This is a genomic window from Mycobacterium sp. (assembly GCF_035314905.1).
Classification (GTDB): Bacteria; Actinomycetota; Actinomycetes; order Mycobacteriales; family Mycobacteriaceae; genus Mycobacterium.
Map to the genome: position 1 here is coordinate 1 of NZ_DATFYW010000145.1, position 3,478 is coordinate 3,478.

At 69.9% G+C, this 3,478-nt stretch carries 2 protein-coding genes, 1 tRNA gene, 1 other RNA gene and 1 pseudogene; 2 read left to right on the forward strand and 3 right to left on the reverse strand.

The genetic code is table 11. The features are described from left to right. From VKG81_RS12730 to ffs, 3 genes are all read right to left on the reverse strand, one after another. The coding region (locus tag VKG81_RS12730; RefSeq protein WP_324396424.1) for a DNA polymerase III subunits gamma/tau at window positions 1–1,602 on the reverse strand (1,602 nt) is incomplete at its 3' end. Window positions 1,603–1,659: 57 nt separating this feature from the next. Next, window positions 1,660–2,937 carry an aminotransferase class I/II-fold pyridoxal phosphate-dependent enzyme gene (locus tag VKG81_RS12735; protein ID WP_324396426.1) on the reverse strand — a complete coding sequence of 426 codons (1,278 nt, stop codon included), beginning with the start codon at window positions 2,935–2,937 and terminating at the stop codon, window positions 1,660–1,662. 55 nt (window positions 2,938–2,992) lie between these two features. Beyond that, an RNA gene (gene ffs / locus VKG81_RS12740) (signal recognition particle sRNA small type) lies at window positions 2,993–3,087 on the reverse strand. A gap of 87 nt (window positions 3,088–3,174) precedes the next feature. On the opposite strand from ffs, the gene VKG81_RS12745 reads away from it, so the two are divergent. Both VKG81_RS12745 and VKG81_RS12750 read left to right on the forward strand, forming a co-directional pair. Beyond that, window positions 3,175–3,260, forward strand: a tRNA-Ser gene (locus VKG81_RS12745). Between the two features lie 72 nt (window positions 3,261–3,332). Continuing rightward, window positions 3,333–3,478, forward strand: a pseudogene (locus tag VKG81_RS12750) (hypothetical protein); the annotation flags it as partial.

Consider the following 3,478-nt stretch of genomic DNA (forward strand, 5'->3'; position numbering starts at 1 on the left):
CTCGGGGTCGCGGCGCGGCGCGTCGACGACCGCATCCCGGCCGGCCTCGGCCAGCATCGTGTCCTCGTCGTCGCGCTGCGGCTGAACCGGTTCCACCGCACCCGAGCCGACCTCGTAACGCACCCGCCAGTCCATGCCGAGGGCGTCCTTGAGCGCGTCCTCGATCACGGCGGCGTTGCGCTGCTCGGCGAGCCGCTTGGCCAGCGGCGCCGACTGGTGCATCAGCACCAGCGTGCTGCCTTCCACGGCCCGGACGAACGCGCCGGCCAGCATCACATCGAGCGTGCGGCTGCGCTCGCGGACCTTCTCCAGCACGGTGGTCCATTGGCGTCGCACCGCCGCGGCGGCGTCGGCGTCGCCGGCTACGGGCACCGGGGTGACGACAGCCGGTGGCGGGTCGACCGGCGCGGGCGCCGCCGCGGCAGCGGCTTCGGCACCGGGGATCGACATCTCGAGGCGGTGCTCGATGCGCTCGACGCGGTGCAGCAACGCCGACTCGGTGTCGGACGCCGACGGCAGCAGCAGCCGCGCGCACACCACTTCCAGCAGCAGCCGCGGGGCCGTCGCGCCCCGCATCTCGCCCAGACCTGCGTGCACGACCTCGGCGTAGCGCGTCAACGTGGCTGTGCCGATCCGCGACGCCTGGTCGCGCATCCGGTCCAGCACATCCCCGGGTGCGTCGACCACGCCGCGGGCGGCGGCGTCGGGGACGGCCTGCAGCACGATCAGGTCCCGAAACCGCTCCAGCAGGTCGGTGGCGAAGCGGCGCGGGTCGTGCCCCGCGTCGATCACCGACTCGACGGCACCGAACAACGCGGCGGCATCGCCGGCCGACAGCGCGTCGACCGCGTCGTCGATCAGCGCGACGTCGGTGGCCCCGAGCAGGGCCAGGGCCCGCGGGTAGGTGATCCGGTCGTCCTCGGCACCCGCGAGCAGCTGGTCGAGCACGCTCAACGTGTCGCGCGGTGAGCCGCCGCCGGCGCGGATCACCAGCGGGTACACCGCGTCGTCGATCGTGATTCCCTCGCCCGCGCAGATGCGCTCGATCAACGCCCGCATCGTGCGCGGCGCCAGCAGCCGGAACGGATAGTGGTGGGTGCGGGACCGGATGGTCGGCAGCACCTTCTCGGGCTCGGTGGTCGCGAACACGAAGATCAGGTGCTCGGGCGGCTCCTCGACGATCTTCAGCAACGCGTTGAAGCCCGCGGTGGTGACCATGTGCGCTTCGTCGACGATGAAGATCCGGTAGCGCGACTGCGCGGGCGCGTAGAACGCCCGGTCACGCAGCTCACGGGTGTCGTCGACGCCGCCGTGGCTGGCCGCGTCGAGCTCCACCACGTCAACGCTGCCGGGACCGTTGGGCGCCAGCGCCACGCACGAGTCACACACGCCACACGGCGTCGCGGTGGGACCTTTCTCGCAATTCAGCGAGCGGGCCAGGATGCGCGCCGACGACGTCTTGCCGCACCCCCGCGGCCCGGAGAACAGGTAGGCGTGGTTGATGCGGCCCGCCTCCAGCGCGGTGGACAGCGGCTCGGTGACGTGTTCCTGGCCCACCACCTCGGCGAAGGTCGCCGGTCGATACTTGCGGTACAGGGCCACGTCAGCAGGCTACCGACATCGTGTGACTCACAAGGACCAGCCGGAACCCAGCGCCGACTAGCTGCGCAGAAGCAGCGACTCGGTGGCCGACAGCAGCGCGCACGTGCACAGCCCGTCGACCGCCTGCGCCAGGTCCGGCATCGACGGGAACGTCGGGGCGAGCCGAATGTTCTTGTCCTCCGGGTCCTTCCGGTACGGGAACGCCGCACCCGCCTCGGTCAGCGCGATCCCGGCGTCCTTGGCCAGCGCGATGGTGCGGCGGGCGGTGCCCGGCAGCACGTCCAGGCTGATGAAGTAGCCGCCCTTCGGCTCGGTCCACGACGCGATCTTGGAGTCGCCCAGGCGGTCTTCGAGAAGGTGCAGGGCCAGGGCGAACTTCGGCGCCAGCAGCTGCTGGTGGCGCTGCATGTGCAGGCGCACGCCGTCGGCATCGCCGAGGAAACGCAGGTGACGCAGCTGGTTGACCTTGTCCGGCCCGATCGTCTTCTTGCCCAGGTACTGCAAGTACCAGGCGATGTTGCCGAGCGAGCCGCCGAAGAAGCCGACCCCGGCCCCGGCGAACGTGATCTTCGACGTGGACGCGAACACGTACGGCCGGTTCTCGTTGCCCGCGGCGGCGGCCAGCCCGAGCACGTCGACCTGGCGGACGAAGTCATGGGTCAGCGTGTGAACCGCGTACGCGTTGTCCCAGAACAGCCGGAAGTCGTTGGCCGCGGTGCGCATCTGCACGAGCCGGCGCACGACCTCCCAGGAGTACGTCACGCCGGTGGGGTTGGAGAACACCGGCACGCACCACATCCCCTTGATCGCAGGGTCGGCGGCGACAAGCTCCTCGATCAGATCGACGTCCGGGCCGTCGTCGCGCATCGGGATCGCGACCATCTCGATGCCCAGGGTTTCGGTGACCGCGAAGTGGCGGTCATAGCCGGGCACCGGGCACAGGAACTTGACGTTCGGCTCGTCCTTCCACGGCCGCGGCGAATCGACCCCGCCGTGCAGCATCGAGAACGCGACGATGTCGTGCATCATCTCGAGGCTGGAGTTGTTCCCGGCGATCAGGTGCGCGACCGGGATGCCGAGCAGTTCGCCGAAGACCGCGCGCAGCTCGGGCAGCCCGTGCAGCCCGCCGTAGTTGCGGGTGTCGGTGCCCTCGCCGTCGCGGTAGTCCTCCCCGGGCAAGCTGAGCAGCGCGTTGGACAGGTCCAGCTGTGCCGGCGAAGGCTTGCCCCGGGTCAGGTCGAGGGCGAGCTTCTTGGTCCGCAGAGCCGTGTAGTTCTGCTGCTGAAGATGGTGCTGGGCCAGCAACTCGTCGCTTCCGAGGGAAGTAAACGACACCATGCGCCTTTCACCTCGAGCGAGCGGTTGGACCCCCACAAATCCCGACAAAACGTTGTGGGGACCCCGCGCACCCGCCAGAGCCCGTTGACCCTTGCTGCCTTCCGGCCCTGGGGGAGTTCACAGGATAGACGCCGCACGGGGTCCACCGAGAGTGTAGTACCTGCCCCGGCGGCGACCTCGTGATGTCGCCGCGGGCGCCCGGCCGCGGTTGGGGGGTCGGTTACCATGGCCGACGGAGGATTCGCCTAGTGGCCTATGGCGCTCGCCTGGAACGCGGGTTGGGTTAATAGCCCTCGCGGGTTCAAATCCCGCATCCTCCGCACTCGGCACGGGGTGCGAGCAGCGAAAACATCGAGTTGGTCGCATCCGTACCAAAGGCACCGAGGAGGGGTATGGGCCGCACTGCAGCGGTGATCTGGCACGCGTCGTTCTCGATCGCCGCCGGCGTTCTGTACTTCGTCTTCGTCCTCCCGCGGTGGTGGGAGCTCAGCGGCGACACACCGCACACGCTGGGCACGGTGTTACGGATCGTCGCCGG